At 64.3% G+C, this 23,747-nt stretch carries 20 protein-coding genes; 10 read left to right on the forward strand and 10 right to left on the reverse strand.

What is annotated here, in order from left to right; all coding sequences use genetic code 11:
• Nucleotides 1-78: 78 nt before the first annotated feature.
• From AWH62_RS13565 to AWH62_RS13575, 3 genes are all read left to right on the forward strand, one after another.
• Complete coding sequence (locus AWH62_RS13565; RefSeq protein WP_075191030.1) at nucleotides 79-2,049, forward strand: bifunctional diguanylate cyclase/phosphodiesterase; 1,971 nt, start codon at nucleotides 79-81, stop codon at nucleotides 2,047-2,049.
• Nucleotides 2,046-2,432 carry a PAN domain-containing protein gene (locus tag AWH62_RS13570; RefSeq protein ID WP_075191031.1) on the forward strand — a complete coding sequence of 129 codons (387 nt, stop codon included), beginning with the start codon at nucleotides 2,046-2,048 and terminating at the stop codon, nucleotides 2,430-2,432. Before AWH62_RS13565 ends, AWH62_RS13570 begins: the two co-directional genes overlap by 4 nt.
• Before the next feature lie 107 nt (nucleotides 2,433-2,539).
• Nucleotides 2,540-3,622 (forward strand): DUF2336 domain-containing protein, encoded by a 1,083-nt coding sequence (locus AWH62_RS13575; protein ID WP_075191032.1) that lies wholly within the window; start codon nucleotides 2,540-2,542, stop codon nucleotides 3,620-3,622.
• Here the strand turns inward: AWH62_RS13575 and AWH62_RS13580 are convergent.
• The gene (locus tag AWH62_RS13580; RefSeq protein WP_083635200.1) at nucleotides 3,619-4,029 is read right to left on the reverse strand and encodes a type II toxin-antitoxin system death-on-curing family toxin; all 411 of its coding nucleotides are present in this window, start codon (nucleotides 4,027-4,029) and stop codon (nucleotides 3,619-3,621) included. The genes AWH62_RS13575 and AWH62_RS13580 overlap by 4 nt on opposite strands.
• Entirely contained in the window at nucleotides 4,026-4,253 is a 228-nt protein-coding gene (locus tag AWH62_RS13585) for an AbrB/MazE/SpoVT family DNA-binding domain-containing protein (RefSeq protein ID WP_075191034.1), read from the reverse strand. Before AWH62_RS13585 ends, AWH62_RS13580 begins: the two co-directional genes overlap by 4 nt.
• A gap of 116 nt (nucleotides 4,254-4,369) precedes the next feature.
• Here AWH62_RS13585 and AWH62_RS13590 point away from each other — a divergent pair, with 116 nt between their 5' ends.
• A complete protein-coding gene (locus AWH62_RS13590) occupies nucleotides 4,370-4,843 on the forward strand; it encodes a hypothetical protein (RefSeq protein ID WP_075191035.1) in 474 nt (157 codons plus the stop codon).
• A gap of 172 nt (nucleotides 4,844-5,015) precedes the next feature.
• Here the strand turns inward: AWH62_RS13590 and AWH62_RS13595 are convergent, their stop codons facing one another.
• The 4 genes from AWH62_RS13595 to AWH62_RS13610 form a co-directional block, all read right to left on the reverse strand.
• Nucleotides 5,016-6,233: a mechanosensitive ion channel family protein gene (locus tag AWH62_RS13595; protein WP_075191036.1), complete on the reverse strand. Its 1,218-nt coding sequence runs from the start codon at nucleotides 6,231-6,233 to the stop codon at nucleotides 5,016-5,018.
• Entirely contained in the window at nucleotides 6,230-7,837 is a 1,608-nt protein-coding gene (locus tag AWH62_RS13600; protein WP_075191037.1) for a peptide chain release factor 3, read from the reverse strand. The genes AWH62_RS13595 and AWH62_RS13600 overlap by 4 nt, the downstream gene beginning before the upstream one ends.
• 64 nt (nucleotides 7,838-7,901) lie before the next feature.
• Entirely contained in the window at nucleotides 7,902-8,291 is a 390-nt protein-coding gene (locus AWH62_RS13605) for a hypothetical protein (protein WP_075191038.1), read from the reverse strand.
• A 56-nt stretch (nucleotides 8,292-8,347) separates the two neighbouring features.
• Nucleotides 8,348-8,677 (reverse strand): DUF1491 family protein, encoded by a 330-nt coding sequence (locus AWH62_RS13610; RefSeq protein WP_075191039.1) that lies wholly within the window; start codon nucleotides 8,675-8,677, stop codon nucleotides 8,348-8,350.
• Nucleotides 8,678-8,734: 57 nt separating this feature from the next.
• On the opposite strand from AWH62_RS13610, the gene AWH62_RS13615 reads away from it, so the two are divergent.
• From AWH62_RS13615 to AWH62_RS13625, 3 genes are all read left to right on the forward strand, one after another.
• A complete protein-coding gene (locus AWH62_RS13615) occupies nucleotides 8,735-10,435 on the forward strand; it encodes a cellulose biosynthesis cyclic di-GMP-binding regulatory protein BcsB (protein WP_143743063.1) in 1,701 nt (566 codons plus the stop codon).
• Nucleotides 10,436-10,538: 103 nt separating this feature from the next.
• The gene (locus AWH62_RS13620) at nucleotides 10,539-11,435 is read left to right on the forward strand and encodes a hypothetical protein (protein ID WP_075191041.1); all 897 of its coding nucleotides are present in this window, start codon (nucleotides 10,539-10,541) and stop codon (nucleotides 11,433-11,435) included.
• Nucleotides 11,436-11,742: 307 nt separating this feature from the next.
• Complete coding sequence (locus tag AWH62_RS13625; RefSeq protein ID WP_075191042.1) at nucleotides 11,743-13,338, forward strand: ABC-F family ATP-binding cassette domain-containing protein; 1,596 nt, start codon at nucleotides 11,743-11,745, stop codon at nucleotides 13,336-13,338.
• Nucleotides 13,339-13,369: 31 nt separating this feature from the next.
• Here AWH62_RS13625 and AWH62_RS13630 read toward each other — a convergent pair whose 3' ends face one another.
• Genes AWH62_RS13630 through AWH62_RS13640 form a run of 3 tightly spaced genes read right to left on the reverse strand, consistent with a single transcriptional unit; the run spans nucleotide 13,370 to nucleotide 17,082 of the window.
• On the reverse strand, nucleotides 13,370-13,801 hold the full coding sequence (locus tag AWH62_RS13630) for a response regulator (protein ID WP_075191043.1): 432 nt from the start codon (nucleotides 13,799-13,801) through the stop codon (nucleotides 13,370-13,372).
• Nucleotides 13,785-15,983, reverse strand: a complete 2,199-nt coding sequence (locus AWH62_RS13635; protein WP_075191044.1) for an ATP-binding protein — start codon at nucleotides 15,981-15,983, stop codon at nucleotides 13,785-13,787. Before AWH62_RS13635 ends, AWH62_RS13630 begins: the two co-directional genes overlap by 17 nt.
• A 4-nt stretch (nucleotides 15,984-15,987) precedes the next feature.
• The gene (locus AWH62_RS13640) at nucleotides 15,988-17,082 is read right to left on the reverse strand and encodes a HAMP domain-containing sensor histidine kinase (RefSeq protein WP_158025633.1); all 1,095 of its coding nucleotides are present in this window, start codon (nucleotides 17,080-17,082) and stop codon (nucleotides 15,988-15,990) included.
• A gap of 417 nt (nucleotides 17,083-17,499) precedes the next feature.
• Between AWH62_RS13640 and AWH62_RS13645 the strand changes: the two genes are divergently transcribed.
• Nucleotides 17,500-19,809, forward strand: coding sequence for a DEAD/DEAH box helicase (locus AWH62_RS13645; RefSeq protein ID WP_075191157.1), 2,310 nt, complete (start codon nucleotides 17,500-17,502; stop codon nucleotides 19,807-19,809).
• A gap of 357 nt (nucleotides 19,810-20,166) precedes the next feature.
• Here AWH62_RS13645 and AWH62_RS13650 read toward each other — a convergent pair whose 3' ends face one another.
• Entirely contained in the window at nucleotides 20,167-21,906 is a 1,740-nt protein-coding gene (locus AWH62_RS13650) for a PAS domain-containing sensor histidine kinase (RefSeq protein ID WP_075191046.1), read from the reverse strand.
• 191 nt (nucleotides 21,907-22,097) lie between these two features.
• Between AWH62_RS13650 and AWH62_RS13655 the strand changes: the two genes are divergently transcribed.
• On the forward strand, nucleotides 22,098-23,180 hold the full coding sequence (locus AWH62_RS13655) for a hypothetical protein (RefSeq protein WP_075191047.1): 1,083 nt from the start codon (nucleotides 22,098-22,100) through the stop codon (nucleotides 23,178-23,180).
• 229 nt (nucleotides 23,181-23,409) lie between these two features.
• Nucleotides 23,410-23,730 carry a hypothetical protein gene (locus tag AWH62_RS13660; protein WP_075191048.1) on the forward strand — a complete coding sequence of 107 codons (321 nt, stop codon included), beginning with the start codon at nucleotides 23,410-23,412 and terminating at the stop codon, nucleotides 23,728-23,730.
• Nucleotides 23,731-23,747: the final 17 nt, after the last annotated feature.

The following is a 23,747-nucleotide window of genomic DNA, read 5'->3' on the forward strand; positions in this document are numbered from 1 at the left end:
TCGAATTTTACCGGACCGCTTATCCACGATTTAAGGTCACACATCTATCAAGGCGACGAACAGTGATCGGGCCTTGCCATGCGGACACCCCGCCAAGACATTCCGGAGACGACGCAGCCTCCCGGCCCGGCCCTGCCGGAGGCCGACGAGGTCCTGATTGCCTACAAGCCGATCCTGAACGGCGCGACCATCGCGATCCTGATGTTCATCGCCTATGACTTCGTGACCCGGCTCCTCTTCCCCAATCCGCTCTATGACGGCCCCATGCTGGTGATGAATGTCGTCGGCCTGGCGACACTCACCTTTGTCCACTTCTGCCTGCGTCACGAGTTGTCGACGCGTCAACTGGACCTGTTGGGTGGGGTTATCTGTCTGGTTCTGTTCCTGAATTCCAACCTGCAGCAACTCCTGTCCTTCGAGCAGGAAAACCTTGTCTATTCCGTCCTGATGATGCCCGTTTTCGCGACTCTGCTGCCGCGACGGCGGTCGATCGTCATCGCCGTGGCGATCTGCTGCGTCATGCTGGGCTGGTTGGTACACGCCAATCTTCCGCACATGATGAACGACTACCTCTCGGTCGGCTTTGCCGGAGTCCTGACATCGGTCGCCATTGCCGTGATCATCCGCAATGCCGTCGTCAACGCGGTGAAGGCACGGCTGGAAGCCGTCAAGGACCGCGAGACCGCCGAGGTTCTTGCCGCCGAAGCCCGCCACCTGGCCGAATGCGACGCCCTCACCGACCTGCCCAACCGGCGCAGTTTTTTCCTGGCCCTGGAAAGCCGGCTGACGCGCCTGCGCAGCCATGGCGAGCCCTTCATTCTCGGACTGGTTGATCTCGACGGTTTCAAACCGGTCAACGACACCTATGGCCACGCGGCCGGCGACGAAATGCTCAAGACCGTCGCCCGGCGCCTGACCGGTGTCGCCGGTGATACGGCCATGCCGGCCCGCCTCGGCGGTGACGAATTTGCCCTCATCGCCCCGGCACCATGCACCCGGACCGAAACCGTGCTGCAGCTCGGCCACAGGATCGAGGCGCAACTCTCGGAACCCTATGACCTGGGCGAATATACCTGCAAGGGATCGGGCTCGGTCGGCTTGTTGATCTGCGACGACCCGCAATTATCGACCCATGACCTGATGGAACGGGCCGACCATGCACTCTATTTCGCCAAGCGCGCCCTGCAAGGCAAGGCGGTCCTGTTCAACGCCGCGCTGGAACACGAGATGACGGCGTCGAGCCAGATCGACAAGGCGCTGCGCCGCTGCGACTACGAGTCTGAATTCACGGTCAAGTTCCAGCCGCAATATGATCTGGTGAAGTCGAAGATCATCGGCTTTGAAGCCCTCGCCCGCTGGGACTCCCCGGAGCTGGGAACGGTCGCACCGGACGTCTTCATCGCCGCAGCCGAGCGCGCCGGCCTGATCCGGCCCCTGACCCAGGTCCTGCTGGGCAAGGCGCTCGCTGCCATGGCCGACTGGCCGGAGGATGTCGCCCTGTCCTTCAACCTGTCCGCCCACGACCTGATGTCGCCGCAGGCCATGGACAGCGTGCTGGAAACCGTGAAGGCCCGCGGCCTGCCGGCCAGCCGGATCGAGTTCGAGATCACCGAAACCGCGATGATGAGCGATTTCAACCAGGCCCGCCACGCCATCAACCGGATCTCGCAAGCGGGCCATTCGGTCGCCCTGGACGATTTCGGCGTCGGCTATTCCTCCCTGCAGTATCTGCAGCAATTGCCGGTCTCCAAGCTGAAGATCGACCGTTCCTTCGTCAGCGACATGCTGACCGACAGCTCCTCCTTTAAGATCGTACGAACCATGTTGTCCCTGTCACAGACGCTCGATCTTGGCTGTGTCATTGAGGGCGTCGAGACCGAGGCCCAGATGCATATTCTGCGCTCGCTCGGCGCCCGCCACGTCCAAGGCTATCTGATCGGCGCGCCAATGGCGGCGGACGACGTCCTGCCGTGCCTGACGACGACGCTTTCAAAAGGCCGGCCCCGTCCGGACATCGCGGCACCGGCACCGCGTCAGGCGCAAGCGTGAAACCGCGGCTCCGGATCGCGGCCCTGCTGACGGCCTGGCTTGTCCCGGCGATACCGGCCCTTGCCGATGACGTCATGGACGGCCACGCCCGCCGCGGCGCGGTCTATCAGCGAATGACCCAGCCCGACCTCACCCCGCAAGCCTGTGCCGCCCTGTGCGACGACGACGCGATGTGCCGGTCCTGGGTGTGGACCCGGGCCGAGCTGACCGGCAGCGACCCCGGTTGCAGCCTGCTCGCCAGCACGCCGACCCCCTATCGCGCGCCTGGCCGGGTTACAGGCCTGTCCAGCGCGGTCAGCGCCCGCATCGAAGCCACAGCCGAACGCCCGCCCAGCGACCGCGAAATGCCGGCCCTGCGGGCGGTGTTGCGGGGATCGTACTGATCTTCGCGCCCACAAATCAGCAGTCACAAACAATTTGAACCATCGCCCGTACGTTTTTTTTACCCGCGGCAGGCAGATTGAGCCCCTATCCTCGTTTGGAGTGCCCCATGGCTGTCATCAGCAAGCTCAACAATCTGGTCGACTTGGCACGCGAGAAATCGAGTGATCGCCGGCGGACCCTGTTGCGCGAGGTGACCGATCTCTTCTTCGAGGAACCGCCGGCGCGTGACAGCGCGGTATCGGGACGGTTTGATGAAGTCCTCTCCGCGCTGGCCGAACAGACCGCCCAGGACGCCCGCGAGGAATTGTCCCAGCGCTTCGCCGACACGCCGCTGGCGCCGCGCGGCCTGGTCCTGAAACTGGCCCAGGACGCGATCGAGGTTGCCGGCCCGATGCTGTCGAAATCCTCGGTCCTGTCCGAAGACGATTTGATGGCAATCGCCGAGAAGGGTGGCCAGCATCATCTCAAGGCGATGTCGAAACGTGAGGCCGTTTCCGAACGCCTGTCCGACACGATTGTTCGCCGCGGCGATGACGAAACGGTCGCGACGCTGATCTCCAACGAGGGCGCGCAGCTGTCGCGGGAGACCTTCGAGACCGTCTCCGAACGGGCCGAAACCTCGCAAGTCCTGCAGGCGCCGCTGGTCCGCCGGAGTGACACGCCGAACGACATCCTCGCCGACATGATGCTGACCGTCCGCAATCATTTGCGCGAGCAGATCATGGAAAAGTTCGACAGCGTCGATCCGGACATCATCGACCAGGCCATGGCCGTCTCCAGGGCGCGTCTCGCGGCCCGCATGAAGCAGGACAAGGCGGTCGAGGAAGCCCGCAAATTCGTGCGCGCCATGGCGATGCGCAAAAAGCTCGATGGCGGCCTTCTGGCCCGCCTCATGCGCGAGGGCGAAGACGTGAAATGCCATGTCGCCTTTGCCGAAATGACCGGCGTCGACTACCCGGCCGCCAAGCGCGCCATCGAACAGGAGAGCATTGATCCGCTCGCCCTGATCTGCCGTTCCGCCGGCTTCGACAAGGCCCTCTTCGTCACCCTAGCCGTGCTGCGCCACAATGGCGGCGAAGACGCCTTCCGCGACGCCCGCGAACTCGGCCAGCTCTACGACAGGATCACCGAAGACGACGCCGCAAGAGCGATGCGCTTCTGGCGCATGCGCCGGGACATGGCGGCTTAGGGGGCGGGTGCATTTGCCAGGTCGACCGGCTTCGTCCCCATGCGTAACCACTCGGCGTATTCGCCTTGCAAACACTTGCCTGCGGCCAAGGCCAAGGTATGACGCACGACATCAATTTCCGATGCCGCCAAATTCAATCCGTTGATCCTGAGAAATATGAACGCCGCCAAAAACGCTGTGCGCTTGTTGCCGTCCACGAACGGATGCGCCGAAGCGAGGCCGTGCGCATATTTCGCGGCCAGCGCATGCAGGTCCGTCAGTCCATACTCATAGGCTTGCGACGGACGAACCAGCGTGCTGTCCAAACCTTCCGCATCGCGCAGACCCGCCGCACCGCCATGCTCTGCGATCTGCATGTCGTGAACGGCAAACACGACTGCCGGTGACAACCATTTCGGGGCGCTCACCGGGCCAATTCACGCAAGGCATTGCGATAGGCAGCCATGCCCTCCTTTGCCGCCTCGAGCTGTTCGCTGAAAGCCGGGTCATAGGGGGTGATCCGCATTGATCCGTCCGATGCTTCGGTCACATAGAGGACGTCACCGGCCGCCAGCTTGAAGCGCTCGAGCAGCGCCTTGGGCAAAACCACGCCCTGCGAGTTGCCGATTGTGCGAATTTTCAGACTGGTCATGACATCACCTCGTGTGGTCACGTGTATTATAACACATCCGGGCTGCGCCCGGAACGAGCGACCGAAGAGTATCCGGGAAACTTCCCCGCTTCCTCCGACCATGCCAGTCTCCCAACATGCCTGCCCCCTTCGACCCCGCCATTGCAACACGTGCCACTACCCGGCTCGAAACCTGGCTCGCCGACGCCGGCATTCGACTGGCGGTCGCGCCGTCCGACTTTGCGGTCCTGCACGGTGATGCCGTCGATATCCTCGTTCACAGCGACACCGTGCCGCCCCTGCGGGTGACCGTGTTTGACGAGTATGGCGACCTCGCAACCCACGACACCTTGCTGGCATTGGTGATGATCGGGCGCGGGTTTGCCGAGTTGGCCGATGCGGCGGACCTGTCGCGCTGGGCGCTGGCCGAGGGGCTGGATGCCGCCGATCCGGGGGTGGCGCTCCGGTATCAGCAACTCAACGCGGCCCGGTCCGCTTTCCTGGCGGCCTGGGGCGATATCCCGGATGTGATCACGGATCTGGACTGGCAGCTAAACTCGGGCGCCGCTCAGGCGCTGCGGCGACGGGCCGGATTGCTGCCGAGCGGATGACGATCTCTTCTCCCCATTCCATGGGGAAGTGGGCCCTGCGTAGCCCTCGCGAAGCAGGGGTCGATGGGGCCGAGCGTAGCGAGGAAATCCGCTCGCCGCCTGCGGCGGCCCCTCCGTCTCGCCGCTGGCGCGACGATCCACCTCCCCACTTTGTGGGGAGGAAAAGTCCGCCTCAGCCCTTGCCGGCCTCACCCGCAAGCACGGCCTTCGCCGCGTCATCGCCCGGCGGCGAAAACACTTCCGCGCCGCTTTCGACATAGATGCTGGTCGAGGGGAAGGCGAATTCGGTGCCGGCGGCTTCAACCGTCTCCTTGATGAAAAAGGCGAGCTCTTCCTTCAGGCGCAGCCATTCGCCCCAATTGGTGGTCTTGGTGAAGCAATACAGCATGAAGTCGATCGAGGACGGGCCGAAACTGTCGACCCGCATGAAGGTCGAGACCTCCGGCGCCTGGGCGTATTCGGGATGGTTTTCGACATAACCGAGCACCTTGTCGCGGATCTCGCGCAATTGCTCAGCGGTGGTGTCATAGCGCACGCCGATGATCCAATAGGTGCGGCGATGGGTCATGCGGGTGAAATTGGTGACCGCATTGTCGGAGAGTTTCGAATTGGGGACATAGACCGGCCCCTTGTCGAAGCGGCGCACCACGGTGGAGCGGAAATTGATTTCCTCCACCGTGCCTTCGACAACGCCATCCACCTTCACCCAGTCGCCCGGCAGAAAGCGCTTTTCGGTCAGGATGAGAATGCCGGCGATCAGGTTCTTGAACAGGTCCTGGGCGCCCAGACCGATGGCAACGCCGAACAGGCCGAGACCGGCGACTATGCCCGCCACCGGAATGTCCCACACCTGCAGAACGGCGGCCGCGCCGACGATGATGAAAACAATGCGCAGCGCCTTGGTCATCCAATCGACCATGACCGGGGTCAGCGCATTGCGCAGGCCCTGCAGGGCATGGGCCAGCGGGCCGACCGCATTATGCAGCGACCAGAACAGGGCAATCACGACCAGCGACTGGACGAATTGATGGCCCCGCAGGGCGCCCTCGGCGCCGATCTGGAGAATGTTCAGCGCGAAGAAGAGGCTGACAATCACCGGCACCAGTTTCATCGGGCCGCTCAAGGCATCGACGACGGCATCGTCGAAGGTGGTCTCCGTGCGTTCGGCAAGGCGCTTGAGTGCGGCGATCAGCCAGCGCGCGATCAGCCCGCGGGCGACCAGGCCGATCAGCACGATCAAAAGCGCGGCCAGGCCCTGACCGACGCTGACACCAAGAAAGGAGGTGTTCCAGACCTCGATCGCGATGCCCCACAACTCCTGCGCCTGTTCGGGCAGGCTGTCGTCTATCGTCGGGCTGGCCGGCGTCGTTGCCGGTGCGGCTGTCATCATGCCGAACGCTCCTTGGCGCGATGGAAGGTGAGGTCGGGGAATTTTTCTTCCGAATAGGAGACTTCCCAAGCGGATTTGGCGAGGAAGACCGCATCGCCATTGATGTCCTCGGCCATGGCCGATTTGTGGCGGTCGGCAAAGGCTTCGATCTTGTCCCGATCGCCCGACAACCAGCGCGCGGTATCATAGGGGGCCGGCTCGAAATCGACCTCGAGACCGTATTCCGCCGCGACCCGTTCACGCATCACATCAATCTGCAGCGCGCCGACCGCACCGACGATGAAATCACCGCCAAGCGTCGGCCGGAAGAGCTGGGTCACGCCTTCTTCGGCGAGGCTCTCGAGGGCCTTCTTGAGGTGTTTCGCTTTCAGCGGATCAGCCAAGCGGGCCCGGCGCAGGATTTCCGGCGCGAAGTTCGGGATGCCCGAGAAGCGCAGCTTGCCGCTCTCGGACAGGCTGTCACCAACCCGCAGCGTGCCGTGGTTGGGCACACCCATCACGTCACCAGCGAAAGCCTCGTCGGCGATTTCGCGATCCTGGGCGAAGAACAGGATGGGCGAGGACACGGTGAGCTGCTTGCCGGCCTCGGTCTTGAGTTTCATGCCGCGTTTGAACGTGCCGGAACACAGGCGCACAAAAGCGACCCGGTCGCGGTGATTGGGGTCCATATTGGCCTGCACCTTGAACACGAAGCCGGCGACTTCCTTGCCACCCGGCTCGAGCTCCACTGCCTGGCCGCCCTTGATCGCCGCCATCGGCCCCGGTCCGGGAATGATGTCGGCGAGACCGTCCAGCAGCTCGCGGACGCCGAAGCCGCGCAGGGCCGAGCCGAAGAAGACCGGCGTCATATGGCCTTCCAGGAAGCTCTGCATCTTGAAGGCCGGGCACAGCTCGGCCGCGACTTCCGCGCCCTCTTCCAGCTCGGCCAACTCGTCCTGGGACACATGCGCGCGGATCTCGTCGCCATCGAGCGCCCAGCGCGGGCTGGCGGCCGTGTCGTCGCGATCATCGCCAGGCTTTTGATAGCCGACGAAATCCTTGGTCCGCAGATCAAGCACACCCTTGAAACGATTGCCGGAACCGGATGGCCATTGCATCGGCACCGTGTCCAGCGCCAGCTTGTCCTGGATGTCTTCCAGCAGGTCGACCGGATCGAGCGCTTCGCGGTCCATCTTGTTGATGAAGGTGACAATCGGGATGTCGCGCAGGCGGCAGACCTCGACCAGTTTCAAGGTCCGCGGCTCAACGCCCTTGGCCGCATCAAGCACCATGATCGCACTATCAGCCGCAGTCAGCGTTCGATACGTGTCTTCGGAGAAGTCTTCGTGGCCCGGCGTATCGAGCAGGTTGAACAGCAAGGCGCGGTGTTCGAAGGTCATCACCGAGGCCGAGACCGAAATTCCGCGCTCCTGCTCGATCTTCATCCAGTCCGACTGGGTGCGGCGGTTTTCGCCGCGGGCGCGCACCTGGCCGGCCAGCCGGATGGCACCGGCTGACAGGAGCAGGGTCTCGGTCAGCGTCGTTTTACCGGCATCCGGGTGGGAGACGATGGCGAAAGAGCGGCGGCGCGCCCATTCCGGAGCGTCTGAAGTCGGGGTCGTCATGATGGGCTCACAGGTGATGCAGGGCGTTCGGTTACCCTGTTACCGGGCCGCTAGGCAAGCCACCTCAAGCGGCCAGCCAGACCTGATCATTGATCTGATGCGCCGTGAGATCGCCATTGGTCTGATCGCGCCACAGCGAAGCCAGCGTCGTGATCGAGACATTGGCATAGCGCAGGCCGACCTCCTGAAAGCCGGTGGCGTCGTCCGGTCGGACCGCCAACAGCGCATTCGCGCCGGGCGCGACAAAGCTGATCAGCGCCACCAGATGGCGCACATGTTCCGGCTTGCTGTGGGCGATATGCGGGTCAGCAAACACGGCCTCGCGCACCAGGGAATTCAGCTGGGCGGCCGTCAAAGTCTCGATCTGGGCGGTCGAAAGCGGAATCTTGCCGGAGCGCAAAACGCTCTTCAGATCACCCAGGTCGAAGACGACATCGTTGAAAAGAAACAACATCGCAAACTCGAACCTTGTTGAGCTGTTGGAACCGCACTGACCCTAGCGCGGTGACGTTAAGGATTGTCTACCGGCTCGGTCAGGAAATGCCGCCCCTGCCGGTCCTCGATCTCGATCAGCCAGAGATCCGGGTCCTGGTCGAAGCGCTTGCGGCACCAGGCGTCGAGCTCGGCCTCGTCGGTTTCGCGCCGGCAGGTCCAGATACGACTGCCCTCCTCGTCCCGCGACGGCACATAAAGCTGTGCCAGCGACGGCCCACTTACCACCTTCACGAGCACTGCCCCGGCATCTTCGTCTCCCCGGCGAATCACATAAATCGCCGCCAACCCCAATTCAGCCCTGCGAATCAAGGCGTCGACCCAGAATTTTGATTTCAGAGCACTCATTTTCGTTGCTGGCCGCCCAATTGCTTAATAATCTGTAAACGGGTGAGGGAGCGTTCTATGTTGGTACGAGTATTGTCGTCTGCGGTTGCCGCTTTGGCTATCGTTGCGTCCGGCACATTTGCCGTTTGGGGCCAGAGTACAGGATCGACCGACGCGGCGGCGGGACAAACGCCTGCGGCAGAGGTTGATACAATTCCGGTCAACACGGAAGAGCGCAGCCTGTCGGATCTCGATGGCGGCGCCGACGCCTTCATCCTCTCCACCACGCGCCGGCTGGCCCGGATCGATTTCACCCTGCCGCCGCATGTCCAGACGTCGGAAGCCTGGCTGCGCCTGGCGGCCCGCCCGGCCAGCGACAGCACGGCCGGCCTGATCCATGTCTCGGTCAATGGCGGTGAAGCGATCACCATCCGGCCGCAGGCACGGCCGATGGAAGCCCGTTTCGCGCTCTTCTCCGCTGATTTCCGTCCCGGCAGCAACACGCTCGAGATCGCCTATTCCACCGACACCTCGGCCGCCGGCTGGATTGTCGATGCCCGTCGCTCGCAAATGCGGCTGACGCTGGAGCCGGTGGCACCGATCGACACGCTGGAAAGCCTGGAACAGGCGCTGGCTGCCGATTTTGCCGCGCCGCGCCGGATCGCCCTCATCACCGATGCCAGCCGTGAACGAGTGACGCTGGAAGCCCTGGTCGCCCAAGGTCTCGCCCTGCGCGCCGGCCAGGTCCCGCTCTTCACCGCCAATGCCGACGAGGCCGACCTGATTGTCCGCATCGCCGACAATGACCGTCTCGCCGCCGACGACCGCGCCGCCCTGCGCTCGGGTGATCGCTCGACCGGTCCGGAGATCGCCTTCCGCAATGAACGCGGCCTGCCGCATCTGGTCGTTACCGGCCGCAATCTCGACGAGGCGACCGCCGCGGCCCGCCTGATGGCAGCGCGCTCCTTCATCGGCTATCGCCGCGGCTTCCTCGCCGCCGATGCGATGACGGCAACCCGTCTCGGCACACGTCAGATCCGCGATGCCCGCACGCTGCACGCCAATGCCGACCTGCGCACCTTTGCCGACAGCGGCCTGCCCTTCAGTGCCGATCAGGGGTCTCGCACAGCGGTACAATTCTCGACCCAGTTCGACGCCGACCGCCATGGTGCCCTGTCCGTCCTCGCCCGCGCCGCGCTGATCTCCGGCGAAGCGTGGCTCTATGCCTGGTATGGCGATGCCAGCGAGACCGCCCCGGCCAATCACAACCTGTTGGTCATCGGGCCCGGCTCGACCGAGATCGCCGCCGTTGACCGCAATGCCCCGCCCGAGCTGCGCGCCGCCTTGCGCGCTGCCGAACGCTCGCGCGGACAACGCGGCCTGATGCGCCTCGCCGCCGCCGCCTATGCCGACGCCGCGGATGCGGAAGCCGGTAATGAAGTGGGGATCGGTGTCGCCTCCCTGTTCCGCGACCAGGCCAATAATGGTCGCTGGATCGGCACGCTGACCGCACCCGACATTGCCTCCTTCGAGGCCGCCGGTCGCTCGCTGGCCCGGTCCGACCTGTGGACGGCACTGGAAGGCCGGGCTGCGGTCTGGAGTGCCCGCGGGGTCACCGCACTGGATTACACCGTGGTCGCACCGAGCCTGGTCGAACGGGTCCAGGAATTCGCCGTCGACCATACCCGCGACGCCGCCTTCCTGCTGTTCGGTGCGGCTTTCCTCCTGCTGGTGCGCGGTTTCTTCGGTCGCCGCAAACAGGCCCGGGCCCGAGCCTAGTGCCGTAAATCTTAGTAATTGAATTCGCTAAGCATTAACCACCCTTCTTCACGTGGCATCAAAGCCCGCCTGCTAGACAGGTCCCATGCAAGCGGGATCTGTCATGCACGCGATCATCAAAACGATCTGCCTCGGATTGGGGCTGGCCAGCCTGGCCGCACCGGCCCTGGCCGACGATGCGACCGCCGCCATTTATGGCGAGCGTCAACTCGCCCTCGCGGTCGATGCCCGCTGCGACCTCTTCACGGCCGGTCAGCGCAACGCCCTTGACGCTGCCCGCCTGCAAGCCCGCGGCCTGTTGTTGCGTGAAGGCATCTCGCTGCACGCCCTCGACGATTATGCCCGTGAGCTGCAACAACAAGCGTCCGGCATTGCCTGCAACGACCCCGCCGTCGGCGATCTGCAAAACCGCGTCGTCGACGCCTTTGCCGGCTGGGTCCGCATTCCGGCGATGGATTTCCCCGGCGCGCAATTCACCTGGACGGCCAGCCGCGGCATCATGCCGGACATGCCGGTCTGGTCGATCTTGCAGGACCAGGGCGATCTGAAGATCGGGGTCTCGACCCGCAGCGGTCAGCGCCAGCTCAGCCTCACCCTGCCCGGCAATGAGCGGGCCACCTCGGCCATTCTCGTCCTGCGCGACATGGATCGCCAGCCGACGCTGTATGATGCCACGATGGGCGGCACCTATACCGGCCCGACCGACGCCCCCTGGGCTCGCTGGACCCCGCCCCGCTTTGCCGAGACACGCGTCTGGGCCAGCGGCCGCGATGCCGGTCGTACCGCCGCCACCCTGGCCGGTGAAGACCGCGCCACCCTGTTCGACTTCCCGATCTCGGCCGCCGACGCGCTGGCTGCACGAGACCCGCGCGAAACCGCCCGCATCGAACTGATGGACCGACACGGCCATATCGTCGCCCGCCACCACATCGAAATCGGCGACTTCGCTGCCGCGCTGGCGTTTCTGCGCGGGGCTGACCGCGGTGAGGTGCGGAGTTAGGGCACGGGGCTCTCCCCTGTTGTCATCCCTGATGGACGCCCCGCGAAGGCGGGGCGAAAGTCAGGGACCCAGCTGATAGCAACATGTTGGTCCCCGCCTTGCGTCCGGCCTTCGCCGGACATCCAGCGGGGATGACAAGGGTTCGAATTTCCCCTCACCGCAGCCAGCACTGGCCGGATCGCCCTTCAGCCGCTATGACCCCGGCCAAGAGTACGGGCGTGATGTCCGGCGGGTGATGCGGCGCGGTTGAAGTCCGGCCCTCACCACCCCTTTTTCCGGCCACTTCAACGCCCGTTGGACCCCGTCAATGCTGACGATTTCAAACCTCGATTATCGCATCGGTGAACGCTCGCTGTTCGAGAATGCCTCGGCGCAGATTTTTTCCGGCTGGAAAGTCGGACTGGTGGGGCGCAACGGGACCGGCAAGTCGACCCTGTTGAAGCTGATCCGCGAGGAGATCGACCAACCCTCCTCCGACGCCTCGATCCGCCTCAATCGCGGTGCCCGCATGGGCTGGGTGGCGCAGGAGGTCGCACCGTCCGACGAGACCATCCTGGACGTGGTACTGGCCACCGACGCCGAACGCCATGCCCTGATGCAGGAATCGGAAACCGCGACCGATCCGGACCGCATCTCCGAAATTTTCATGCGCCTGGCCGATATTGACGCCTGGTCGGCGGAGTCCCGGGCGGCGGAAGTGTTGATGGGTCTGGGCTTCACCGATGCCGACCTGTCGCGCCCGACGCGCGAATTTTCCGGCGGCTGGCGGATGCGGGCGGCGATCGCCGGCGTGCTGTTCTCACAGCCCGACCTTCTGCTGCTGGATGAGCCGACCAACTATCTCGACCTCGAGGGCGCCGCCTGGCTCGAGACCTATCTCAAGAAATACCCCCACACCGTGCTGATCGTCTCGCATGACCGGGAAATGCTGAACCGCTGCGTCACCCACACCCTGGCGCTGGAACACAAGCAGCTCTCCATCTCGCCGGGCGGTTATGATGACTGGCTGAAACTGCGCGCCGCCAAGACTGCGCTGCTGGAAAGCCAGCGCGCCAAACAGGAAGCCGACCGAGCCCACCTGCAATCCTTCGTCGATCGTTTCGGGGCCAAGGCCTCCAAGGCGAGCCAGGCCCAATCACGGGTGAAACGGCTGCAGAAGATGCAGGACATCTCCATCCCGATCGCCGAACGCACGACGCCGTTTTCATTCCCCACCTCGACCGACAAGCTGGCCGCCCCGCTGCTGCAATTGCGCGGCGCCTCGGTCGGCTACGGCAAGGACGCGGAAATTCTCAAAGGTGTCGAACTGCGCCTCGACCCCGATGACCGTATCGCCATTGTCGGCGCCAATGGCCAGGGCAAGACGACGCTGGTCAAATCCATCGCCCGCCGCCTGCCGCTGATGTCCGGCGAACGCACCGCGGCGCGCTCCCTGCGCATCGGCTATTTCTCGCAGGACCAGATGGATGAGCTGCGCCCCGGCGAAACCGTGCTCGACCATGTCCGCGACGCCCTGCCCGAGGGCACAATCCCGTCACGCTGCCGCGCCGTGGCGGCGGGGATGGGCTTTCCCTACGAGAAGGTCGAAACCAATATCGAGAAACTGTCCGGCGGCGAGAAGGTGCGCTTGCTGCTCGGCCTGATGGCGCTGGAAAAGCCGCACATCCTGATCCTCGACGAGCCGACCTCGCACCTTGATATCGACAGCCGCGAAGCGCTGATCTACGCCCTCAACGACTATAATGGCGCCGTCGTCCTGATCACCCACGACGTCTATCTCGCCGAAGGCACGGCCGACCAGCTCTGGCTGGTCAAGGATGGCCGCGCGACGCGTTATGATGGTGATCTCAATGACTACCGGAAGCTGATCCTGCAGGCCGACAAGGCCAAGGCGAAGGCCTGACCAACGGCCGCAAGCCCGCCAGCGGCCGGCATCAGTCGGGAAATTCGACGTAGCGCCAGTAATGCCCGATCAGCTTGATCGCGGCCTCGAACTCGGCCCCGGCCCGGGCTTTGAGGATATAGGCGGCCACATGGTGATCAAACGCCGCAAGCCGGTCCCTGTCGGCGTTCGAGGTGGTCAACACCATGACCACGGCCCGGGTCAGCGCCGGATCGGCGCGCAGCTCCCTCAGGAACTCAATCCCGTTCATCACCGGCATGTTGAGGTCGAGAAGCACGAGATAGGGAGGCCGGATGCCCGGCGCCCCGTCCTCCCGCCGCAAAATCGCAAGCGCTTCCTCGCCATTGCGGGCCCGTACAACCGGATTGGCAACCCGGGCCTGTTGCAGACCCCGGGAAACAGCCTCGGCGTCGATATCATCATCCTCGACCAACAGGATGGAAATTTCACGATTGAGATGCATCAGCTTCCCTCACCACAAGCGGACATCGAACAATAAAACGGGATCCGCGCTCTACGGATGGATCCGACACGACACGGACACCGCCATCCAAACGCGCAACAGCCTTGGACACAATCGCCAATCCCATGCCGCTGCCCTCAACAACATCCTTAGCCTTGAGAGTCTGGAACATTTCGAACACCCGTTCCTGCTTCTCACGAGGTATGCCCGGCCCATCGTCAATCACGGCCAGTGTCCAGTCATCCACATCACAGGTCAAAACCACCTGCAAATGCCCGGCCTCCCGGTCGTGGTGCTTGACGGCATTGCGGACAAGATTGGCGACGATCACGAGAAGCAGATTCTTGTCGACCCTCGCCTCCAGCCGGTCGCCGCGGATGTCGACCGTCCACGTCCCGGGAAGATCCTGCAAGGCAACGGCGCGCCGGACCTCCTCCAGCACGTCGACGCTCTCCAGCACCATCGCATTCCGCCCGACCCTGGAGAATTCAAGCAGGGCATCCAACAAGTCCTGCAAGCGACCGATCCGCGAATGAATCAGGCCGAGATAGCGCCGCGCCTCCTCGGACAGATTCGCCGCCATGTCCTGTTCGAGCCAGTCGGCCAATTGCCGGATGCCACGCATCGGCGATTTCAGGTCGTGCGAGGCCAGATAGGCAAAGCTGTCGAGTTCGGAATTGGCTTGTTCGAGGTCCCGATTGGTCTGCGCGATCTGCCGGTTCTGCGCCAGCGTGCGAAGCAGGGCAGCCGAGGCCAGCAGGGCCAGCCCGCCGGAAATGAGGCCGAGGACCAGCACCAGGTCAGCGATCACCTGTCGGGGCTGGAGCACGGCTGCGGCGTCCTGCCCTATGCCGACAAAGAAAGTCCCGTCCAGGACCTGGACCTGGTCCCACATAATCATCTCGGTAGTGGTGTCCGCCAGGATCAGCTCCGCCTCGCCCAATACCGGTGAGACCGGCATGGCCGAGACCACCTCAGACAATACGAAAACGGCATTCATGACCCCGTCGAACTCACCATTGCGCACGTAAACCGGTGACATGGTGATGAAGCCCCTGCCGCCCTGCACGAAATCGAGAACGGGCGTTGCAACCGTGCGGCCGCTGTCGCGGGCACGCTCATAGACGGCGCGTCGATCCGGAAAGCTGAACAGATCAAGGCCGACCGCCTCTTCATTGCCGGCAAGGGGTTCCACCCAGGCCAGAATGCCATCGGTCCTGGCCCAGCTGACAGCCTGAATCATCGGATAGTCTGAGGCGTAGCGCAGCGCATCAGCACGCCAGTTCTCCTCTGACAGGCCGCCGACCCGCCCCCATCTCTGCGCCATGCGTTCCATCGCCAGGACCCGGTCGGCAATGCTGCCCGAAAGCTGGCGCGCGACATATCCCAGTTCCAGGTCGAGCTGGGCGCGTCGTGCATTCTGGGCATCTTCGCGAATGGCACCATGCGCGGACGCGAGCACAATCCCCAGTGCGAGACCGAAACCGGCCAGCAGGCCCGCCACGGGCAAACGGCGCCGACGCAGAAGGGCCGCCAGCATCGACTCGCAGATCGGAACCGCCAGACAGGTCGCCGCGATCGTCGTCAGCACACCCATCCGCGTTTCCGGCACAAACCCGAAGACTTCCGCGGCGCCGATCAAATAGCCGATCACCGACGCCGCGATCGCGCCGATCGCCGCCGCACTGAACATGAAGGCGGCAATCGCCGCGCCTGGCATTGGTCGACCCGACAATCGGATCTGGGGCACGAAGACGGTCAGCCCCATCAACAGGATCGCCAATGCAGAATTGGGCGACATCCGGCCGGCAATGGCGCCAGGTTCGACAAATTGATGGGCGTGGAACAACTCATCCAGCGGCAGCCGGACACCGGTCGCGATTTCAAGCAGGTTAAGGGCGGCAATGCCTGCCCCCGCTCCTGCCAGGACGCCCGCTACGAGGCGATACCGCAGGCTCCCGGCAATCGCCCCGATGCCCACCAGCGCCAGCGCCAGGGCTGTGTTGAACTGCATCGGCGACAGGGTCGGAGACAGCCGCACCACCGTTTCCAGACCCAGCTTCCAGCCGATCATGACGGTGACGCAGATCGCGATCGACACCAGCGCCAGCGCAATATGCCCGCGATGGGGTCCGGCCCGGGTGAGCAGGGCAGAGAGATGTGTAGGCGGGGCCTGCGCCATCCGGTCAGGCTCCGGGCAGGGTGAAGGTGAACAGGCTACCGCCGTCAGGTCGTGTCTCGCACCAGATCCGGCCGCCATGGGCATTGATGATCTTGCGGGAAATCGCCAGACCCAGACCGTGCCCGTCTGCCGATTCTTGGTGCGCGCGCTGCATGGGTTCGAAAATCCGGTCCTGGAGATCGGCCGGAACGCCCAGCCCGTTATCGGCAATTTCGACAGCCATGCCACCGGCCTCGTCGCGGGTCCGGATCGTTATCTCAGGAGGTGCCGACGAGCGGTATTTGACCGCGTTGAGGATGAGGTTGCGCAAGACCCGCTCGACCTGCAGGCGGTCCATGGGTACCTGGCCGGTCGCGCTGACATGCACGGTCGCGCCGACCGCGTCCAACGCAGCCCGGGTTGATGCGATGGCATCGTCGACAACATCCTGCAGGGCGACGACCGGGGTCTCGCCGATCGCTTCACCGGCAATCGCGTAGTCCAGCATCGAGTCGATCAATTCCGCCATCTTGAAACCCTGGGTCCGGATCTTTGCCGCAAACTCCCGGGCCTGGGGCGAGACACCGTCGACGGCTTTCGCCAGCAGCGTGGCAAATCCGGTAATCCCGTTCAGCGGTGATTTGAGATCATGGGCCGCGTTGAACGCAAATTCACGCATCGCGACCTCCTTGGCCCGGGCCTCGCGGCGCAATCTCGCCCGCTCGGTCGCACTGACGAGCGCCCAGGCGAACCGCGAGTCGGTCATGTCCTCCTTGCCAAGATAGGCATCCGCTCCCTCGATGATGGCCGACGCGGCCAGCACCGGGTCTGCGCTCCCGGTGACCATGATCACCGGCACCAGCTCAAGCGATTTTTGCCGCCGCAGCGCGCGAATGGTGCTCAGCCCGTCCTCGTCCGGCATGGCAAAATCAACGAATGCAGCGTCAAAGGCCGGACCCCGGGCCACCTGGCGAAGCGCATCTTCGGCGGTCGCCGCGTGGCAACACACTGCACCCGGCTCCAGCTGACCCAGCTTGCGCTCGATCACCATCCGATCGAGATCGTCATCATCGATGATCAGGAAGCGTCTGGGCTCCGAGCCGGCGGGTTGTCTCTCCAACGCGAATGCTCCGGTTGCGGGGCCGATCACGCAGTCGAACCGACACAGCAAAAATGTCATGCGAATTGATAGTCCACCACAGAACGGTCCTGTCGCAAAACAATAAATCAGCCAATGCGCAGATTCGCCATGATAGGCGGCAAGCTGACCGGACACGGTTCCGAAACATCGGACGACACCTGGCACACTCATCCGAGGACCTGTGCCCCGCTCTCATGACCTGCCGATCACCCGTTCGCGCCTCACCCCCACATCTGCATGCCCGCCCTGCTGCCACACCATTGGCCTTTGCCGCCTGTCCTGTGCTAAAGCCCCGCATATTCCGGCCAGTCGCCCTCTCGGCGTCCTTACCGGGACACTGATGGAACCCGGCCGCTGATGGGTGTGGCCGGCATTTTGGCACTGGAAAAGCACCATATGACTCTGAATCCGCGCATTGCGCCGGCCCTTGCTGCTGCGCTTGAAAAGAAGGGCTATGCCGCCCTCACCGAAGTCCAGTCCGCTGTGATCGCGGAAGATGCTGACGGGCGCGACCTGCTGGTCTCGGCCCAGACCGGCTCCGGCAAGACCGCCGCTTTCGGCATGGCGATGGCTCCGACGCTTTTGGGCGACGACACCAATTTCAACATGCCCGACCTGCCGATGGCGCTGGTTGTGGCCCCGACACGCGAACTGGCGCTGCAGGTCGAGCGTGAACTGTCCTGGCTCTATGGCGAGGCTGGCGGCCGCATCGCCTCCTGCGTCGGCGGCATGGATCCGCGCACCGAACGCCGGGCGCTGGAGCGCGGCTGTCACATCGTGGTCGGCACGCCGGGCCGCCTGCGCGACCATATCGAGCGTGGCGCGCTGGACATGTCGCAGCTGAAGGCCGTCGTGCTGGACGAAGCCGACGAGATGCTCGATTTCGGCTTCCGCGAAGACCTCGAATACATCCTCGACGCCGCGCCTGCGAGCCGTCGCACCCTCCTCTTCTCGGCCACCGTGCCGCGCGCCATTGCCGACATCGCGCGCCGCTTCCAGAAGGACGCGCTGCGCATCTCGACAGTCTCCGAGCGCGGTCAGCACGCCGATATCGAATACCGCGCCCTGTCGGTGGCCCCGTCCGATCGCGAGAATGCGATCATCAATGTGCTGCGCTATTACGACGCCGAGCGCGCCATCATCTTCTGCGCCACGCGCGAGGCGGTGAACCGTCTGGCCGCCCGCTTCGGCAATCGTGGTTTTGCCGCCGTGGCCCTGTCCGGCGAGCTGACCCAGAAGGAACGCACCCACGCCCTGCAGGCCCTGCGCGATGGCCGCGCCCGTGTCTGTGTGGCGACCGATGTCGCTGCCCGCGGGATCGACCTGCCGGGTCTGGAACTGGTCATCCATGCCGACCTGCCGACCAATTCCGACGTGCTGCTGCACCGCTCAGGCCGCACCGGCCGGGCCGGCGCCAAGGGCGTCTGCGCGATCATCGTGCCGCACACCCGCCGCGGCCGCGCCAACCGTCTTCTGCGCGACGCCAAGCTGCAGGCCGAATGGGCCGAGGCGCCGAGCTCGGATGATGTCCGCGCCCGAGACCGCGAACGCCTGATGGCCGATCCGATCCTCACCGAAGAGATCGACGAGGCGATGAAGGTCGACACCGACGCCCTGCTGGAAAAATTCACCGCCGAGCAACTGGCCGCCGCCTTCCTGCGCGCCCGCCTCGCGACCCTGCCGTCGGCCGAAGACTTGCTGTCCGGCCCCGCCGCGCAGAATGACCGTCCCGAGCGCAAACCGCGCGAGAATTTCAAGGCCAGCGTCTGGTTCCGCATGTCGGCCGGCCGCAAGGCCAAGGCCGAGCCGCGCTGGCTGCTGCCACTGATCTGCCGCCTCGGTCATGTCACCAAGCGCGAGATCGGCTCGATCCAGATTGGCGAGAGCGAGACCCGTTTCGAGATCGACGCCGAACATGCCGACCGCTTCGCCAAGGCCCTGGCTGAAAACGGCGGCGGCGAGAATAATATCCGTGTCACCCCGGATGACGGCTCGCAGATGGAGCGCGCCGGACCGAATGACGGGCCGACCGATGCCCGCACGCCGAAAATGCGTCACCGCGAAAAGTCCCGCCATCGCGAGACCGACAGCGACGGCTATCCGGTCAGCCGCAATCGCGATGACGGCGCGCCGCGTTCCTATGAGGACCGCAAACCCCATGACCAGCGCGAGCGTGATGGCGAGACGTCAGGCGACAAGCCACGCTACGAGAAAAAGCCGTATGAGAAGAAGGCCTATGGGGACAAGAAACCCTATGGCGACAAGAAGCCGTACGAGAAGAAACCCTATGGCAAAAAGGCTGATGGTGACCGCCCCTTCAAGGGCAAGCCGAAGCCCGATTTTGACCGCGCTGACACACCGGTCGGCGGTGACGACAAGCCTTGGGAAAAGAAGCCCCGGGCCGACAAGTCCGATTGGAAAAAGGACGACAAGCCCCGCCGTCCGCGAGCCGACAAGCCGTCATCCTCGAACGAAGACCGTCCGACCGCCAAGGCCCGCCCCGCCGGCGACCTGACCAACCCCAATGCCCGGCCCGACAAGGGCGAGGACAGTTCCTGGGCCCGCAAGCGCAAACCCGCGCCGGGCGGTTTCAAGAAAAAGGCCGGCGGCTATGACAAGCCGGCCGGCAAGAAGCCCGGCTTCAAGAAGGACGGCGGAAAGCCGTTCGAGAAAGGCGCAACGCTGAAGCGCAAGCCGAAGGGCTAGGGCTCACAGCATTTCCACCATTTTTCCCGGGCGAAGACCCGGGACCGACGGAACGCCGCCACAGGCGATGAGTCTCCCGTTGGTCCCGGATCGCGCTGGCGCGCGTCCGGGAGAAATGCTGTGGGCATTGGCGCCCGGCGCCCACTCACCCACTCATCGCTTGCCGAGAGATGGCCAGACGCGGTTTGCGAGCTCAAGGGTGTAACCGCACAGCGGCGCTTCGCGCCCTTGACCTCGCAAACCGCGTCTGGCGCGCTAGCTGACAAGCAATGTAAGGGCGGGTCTGCGCGTCGCGCGAACTGTTCACCGATGGCGGTAGATGGGGCTTGGCCCAGAGGGGCGCTTCCGTCTCAGCCCTCAGGCCACGTCCGCTTTCGCCACCGTCATGTCCTGGCTGGCTTCCTGGGCGCGCTGGATTTGCTGGCGGACGTCGAGGCCCGGCAGGGGCTCCACATCGGCCTGGTCCTCGGCGAGGATGGGCAGGGAGATGGTCACCGTGGTGCCCTCACCCTTGCGGCTGGCGATATTCATCGAGCCGCCATGCAGTTCGGACAGGGCGCGCACCAGCGACAGGCCAAGACCGGTGCCGCGCTTGTCGATGTCGCGGGCATTGGCGGCCTGCTGATAGGGCTGGCCGAGACGGCCGGCTTCGGCCGGATCAATGCCGACACCGCTATCACCGACCGCCAGCACAAGCTGGCCGCCGGACGGGCGGGCCATCACCACGATCGCGCCGCCCTTGGGCGTGAATTTCACGGCATTGGACAAGAGGTTCAGCAGGATCTGGCGCAGCGCCTTGCGGTCGCCATCGACCAGGACCGGGCCGTCATGGCGCTTGATCTTGAGATTGATGCCGGCCTCTTCTGCCTGCAGGCGCATCATCTTGGCCGACAGGTTGACCACTTCGCTGATATCGAAGGTCTCGCGCACCAGTTCATAGCGGTCGGCCTCGATCTTGGACATGTCGAGCACGTCGCCGATCAGCTCCATCAGGTGCTGGCCGCTTTCATGGATCAGGTCGGCATATTCGGCGTAGCGCGCCGGCAGCGGCCCGAACAGGCGCGCCTTCATGACGTCGGAGAAGCCGATAATGGCATTGAGCGGCGTGCGCAGCTCATGACTGACCGAGGCCAGGAATTGTGACTTGGCGCGGGCGTCTTCTTCGGCCGCTTCGCGATCGCGACGGGCCTGGCTGAGCGCGGCTTCCAGCGCCGGGCCGCTATCCTTGGCCAGCGCGATGACCGAACCGCCATGGATCGGATGCGACTGGACGCGGACATCTTCGCTGTGCCCCCGAGTCCCCCGCACCACCAGCTGGCCGTCAATATCACGCAGGGCGGCACGGCGACCGGAGGCGGCCAATTGGGCGCGGTCATCCTCGTCAAAACCGAGATCGGCCAGCGGCAGGCCCTTGAGCTCGCGCGGCAGGCCGGGTGACAAGTCACGCAGACCTTTCGACGCGGCCAGGATATGGCCGTCGGCATCGCAGGCAATGAGCGGGACAGGCGAGGCATCAAACGCCTTGGCGCGAACCCGGCCACGCTCGGCCTCGGCCCGGGCTTTGTCGGCATCATGCACGGCGCGCAGGGCGCCAAAGGCAAAACCGGTCGACAGGGTGAGCACGCAACCGAGCACGAAGGGCAGATGGAGTTCGACCGACATCGGGGCCGGCGCAACGAAACCCGTCAACTGCAGCCCGGCCACGACCAGCGCCGCCAGCCCCGACTGGGCCGCGGCTTTGACGACCCCATCACGCTCACCGCAGGCCGACGCGATCGCCGGTGCCAGCAGGAAGGCCAGCACGCCTATACCGGTCACGCCGCCGCCGGTCAGGGTGACGCCGACGGCGAAGCCGGTCCACACCAAGGCCAGCAGGAAACGCTCGAACGCGCGCTCCATGCGGGGTATCAGCAGGAAGGAGACAAGGGCAGGCGCGGCGATGCCGGCGACCAGCAGTGTTTTCTCCAGCGGTCCGCCGTCAAGGATTGGCCAGAGCCGCGGCAAGGCAGCCGCCAGCGTGCCAAGCCAGATCAGGCTGACAAGCGTTCCGCCTTGGCGTGCGAACCAGGCTGCTATGGCAGGCGTTTTCGGCTTCATGTCGAACCGGTGCGACTCGCTTTTATTGCTGAATGGAATCTTCGCCTTCGACGTTAACAAATACTGAATCTTAAACTTTGTTCGTTTACGCATCCCATGCGGTAAGCGTCGTGATAATTCATCACGCTACCCCCCTTGGATGCGGGTTCAAGGCAAGGCAGTATGAGCCGGGTTCAAAGGAGTATTGTGTAATGTTGACGTCTCTCCTCGCCATCGGCGCGCTGAGCATGAGCATGAGTCTGACACTCCAGGACGCCACACCGCCTGCCAGCGAACCGTCCGGCACGGAGCCGTCTGCGTCGACCGTGCCGGAAACGCCGGCCGATGCGACCAGCGCTGCACCGGCCGCGCCCGTGCTGCAGCTTGGACAAGTTGAACCGCGCAATCCGACACTTGTGGAACGCTCGGCCGGCGAATACGCCGCCTATCACGGTGTGATCGCAGACCTGCATTCGGCTCCCATCGCCTCGAGCCAGGACCTCGATACCGCGATGAACCGGCTGACCGCCTTTTATGGCGAGGAACGCCTGGTACGGGCCTGGATCGCCTATGCTGCCATCATCGCCGCCCGCCACCCGGAATATCTCGACGAGGTCCGCGAGCTGGCCGACTATTACGGTCCGGAAGCGGCCATGACCGGCCTGATGTACGACCCGACCTATGCGACCAGTTTCGCGTCGTCGGAGGATGCCCAGGACTCGGTCGTCGACGCCATGGCCGCCGACAATGCCGAGATCCGCGAAGTCTCCGAACGCTATCGCGCCGCCGCCTACGACCTGCAGAGTGAACGCTGGGCCAATCGCAGCTATGGCGACCGGTCCGACCGCCTTGCCGAACTGTCAGTGATGGGCAGCCAGCCGATCAACATGACGGACGAAGTCCTGATGACGCTGTCCGGCGGGTTCGACAATGGCCTGCCGGCCTCCGCCCTGTTTGAACACATGGATGCCGCGCCCCTGTCCGACCGCGCCTCGGTCGCGCCGCAGCTGACGCTGACCGTCGGTGAAGCCGTGCCCGACCCGGACCGCAGCCGGATCGGCCGCATTCTCTCGGTCGCGGCCCTGCAATCACTGAACAATAGCGACCCGGCCCGTACCGACCAGGTGGTTGACGCCCTGCTGGCCGATCCGGTGGTCGAACGCTGCCTCGCCTGGGTCCGTCTTGACCTGCAGCAATGCGTCGCCGCCGGGCATTTCATGTATGAAGACAGTTTCTGCATCGCCGAACACGCCCTGATGGACGTCAGCCGGTGTCTGGGAAGCAGCGCGAATTGAGTCAAATTTGAACGTTGGTTTTCGCGGAATCCCGCCAAATGTTAACGAAACGTGTCCCGATCAGAGACAAGATCGAATTTATCGACAATTTTACACAAAATTCGCGGATCGAATTCGCACACCGTTTTCGGTAAAGCCCGTAATCGCTCGCTATTACTGAGAATTCTCCCTAGCCTCTATCCTGCATTGAGATCGGTACACCCGGTTTCGGTCATGAGTGAGGTCGAACATGATGTTTTTACTGCGCGCCGCGTTTTGGCTGGCAGTCGTGAGTTTCTTCGTACCGCAGGATTTTGCGGGCGACGCGATCGACTTGCCGTTCAACACCGCCGAGACCCGCCTTGACGCAACCGCCAAGGTCTCGGATTGGTGCGCCGAAAACGAAGTGATCTGTGAAGCCGGTTCCGAAGCCGCCCGACTTGGCAGCTTCCTCGGTGAGATGGCCGTGTCGCGCATTGGTGACGCCATCGAGGACCATCAGGAACGCCAGACAGCCTCGTCGACGTCTCCGACACCCCATGCGCCCACCCCGGCCCGGGCCAAATCCTGACCGCTTCCCCGTAATCA

It is taken from the genome of Maricaulis sp. W15 (genome assembly GCF_001924955.1).
Classification (GTDB): Bacteria; Pseudomonadota; Alphaproteobacteria; order Caulobacterales; family Maricaulaceae; genus Maricaulis; species Maricaulis maris.